This is a genomic window from Novosphingobium resinovorum, from assembly GCF_036352595.1.
GTDB lineage: Bacteria > Pseudomonadota > Alphaproteobacteria > Sphingomonadales > Sphingomonadaceae > Novosphingobium > Novosphingobium resinovorum_B.
Window position 1 is genome coordinate 1 of sequence record NZ_JAZFAX010000103.1, and the last position, 1,455, is coordinate 1,455.

The 1,455-nt window shown below is 63.0% G+C and carries 1 protein-coding gene; it reads left to right on the top strand.

Translation table 11 applies throughout. The features are described 5' to 3' along the window. Window positions 1-65: 65 nt before the first annotated feature. Window positions 66-1,421 (top strand): IS66 family transposase, encoded by a 1,356-nt coding sequence (gene tnpC, locus V2S85_RS27065; protein ID WP_330705870.1) that lies wholly within the window; start codon window positions 66-68, stop codon window positions 1,419-1,421. Window positions 1,422-1,455: the final 34 nt, after the last annotated feature.

Here is a 1,455-nt window from a genome sequence, read left to right on the forward strand (position 1 = left end):
GTAATTGCTCACGGGGTTGGCAGAAAAGTGTTGCGCGGAGGTCGATTGGCTGATTCACCCTACGGATGCCGCCACCGCCGCTTCATGTTCTGACCGAGGCCGAGAAGAACGAGCTGCTGCTTGCTCAGCACGATATGATCGAGCGGATGGCAGCACGGATTTCCGAGTTGGAATCACTGGTCGGCAAGCCGCGCAAGACCTCGAAGAATTCGCATATTCCGCCTTCAAAGGACGACTTCGGCAAGCGGGGCGGCAAAGGCGGTAAGCCCAGGACTGGCAAGCGGCCGCCGCGCGAAGGCAAGCACCGCCCACTGGCCGAGACGCCGGACAAAACCGAACGCGTCATGGCGGCAAGCTGCTGCCATTGCGGGACCGATGTTTCCTCGCAGACCCAGCATTGCCGTCACCGCTACGATCATATCGACCTGCCGCCGATCCGCCCAATTGTGACCCGCATCGAATTGTTCGGTGCGCGCTGCGGGGGATGTGGCCGTCGCTACCGCGCCGAGGCGCCGGCGGGCATGGAGCCGGGCACGCCGTTTGGCCCTGGCATCCGCTCGCTGCTGGCCTATCTGCATCACAGCCACCATGTCAGCTTCGAGCGACTGTCGCGCATTGCTGCGGAACTGTTTGGCCTCACGATCTCCCAAGGGGCAATCGCCAACGCCTTCAGGCGCATGCAGGCCGGAATGACAGCAGCCACGAAGGCGATCACCGACAAGTTGCTGACGGCAAGGATCATCGCATCCGATGAGACGTCCACGCGCACCAACGGCATTGCCCATTGGCAATGGGTCTTCCTCTCGAAAGACGCGGTCCTGCACAAGATCGCCCCGCGCCGGGCGCGCAGTGTTGTCGACGAGGTGCTGGGTGGCCATCAACCCGACGTGTGGGTCTCCGATCGCTACGCCGGACAGCAGGAACTGGGCAAAGAGCATCAGGTCTGCCTCGCCCATGTCCTGCGCGATGTTCAGTATGCCATCGACTGCGGGGATACCGCTTTCGCCCCCAAAATCCGCGACCACCTGCGCTGGGCGATCCGGATCGGCAAGCGACGAAGCAGCCTGAAGGACACGACGCTGGCCGCCTACGCCGCGAAGGCCGACAATCTGCTGACCCGCCTGGTACAGATGCCTGTCGCGCACCCGGCGGGACGTGTTCTGCTCAAACAAATCAAGGCCTGGCGGGGCAAGTTCTTCGTCTTCCTCACCAACCGCGACGTCCCTGCGACCAACAACATATCAGAACGCGAGATCCGCCCCTCGGTCGTGTTCCGCAAGGTCACCAACGGCTTCCGCTCCGACTGGGGCGCCCAGATCCACGCCGGATATCGCTCCGTCACCGGAACCGCCCGTCTCAGCGGCAAATCGGCCCTCGTAGCTATCCGCGAACTCGTCGACGGCAGGTTCGTGGTCGCCTGATCAGAGCCCAATTGCTGACCCCGTGAGCAATTAC

What these genes read in the sequence shown, in the direction of transcription:
- tnpC (WP_330705870.1), top strand. Translation starts at nt 66, where the DNA reads ATGCCGCCACCGCCGCTTCATGTTCTGACCGAGGCCGAGAAGAACGAG.